Source organism: Ralstonia sp. VS2407 (assembly GCF_052950655.1).
The window spans coordinates 1-501 of record NZ_JBRFVG010000175.1 but is presented as its reverse complement, the minus strand read 5'-3'; the positions used below and the strand labels follow the sequence as shown (position 1 = coordinate 501).

General features: G+C 43.5%; 1 protein-coding gene. It reads left to right on the top strand.

The features are described 5' to 3' along the window. Nucleotides 1-40: 40 nt before the first annotated feature. A partial coding sequence (locus ACU8YE_RS24475) for a transposase (protein ID WP_446929983.1) occupies nucleotides 41-501 on the top strand: 461 nt, incomplete at its 3' end.

The window sequence follows — 501 nt, the reverse complement described above, 5'->3', positions numbered from 1 at the left end:
AACCACTATCATTTTATCGTTTTATCAGTAAAAAGGCGATTTGAATGAATTATTCCGTGTCCATTTGGAAAAAGCTGTCAATACGCTTCTCAAAACGGAGTTAACGGCTTTCCTCGATTACGAAAAGTACGATCGCATTGGTTTTAACACGGGTAATTCTCGTAACGGCTCCTATGACCGTACGGTCAAGACCGAGTATGGGGAACTTCATCTCCAGATTCCGCGCGACCGCAATGGCGAGTTCAAGCAACAGACTGTTCCTGCTTATAGACGGACGAATGACACGTTAGAGGAGACCGTCATTCACCTCTTCCGAAAAGGTATTACCATGTCGGAAATCGCAGACTTGATTGAGAAAATGTATGGGCATCACTACACGCCCCAAACCATGTCCAATATGACTAAATCATTTACGGAAGAAGTCACTTCATTTAAGGAACGTGAGCTTCATGACCGTTATGCCGCTATTTATATGGACGCAACCTATATCCCTTTAAAGCG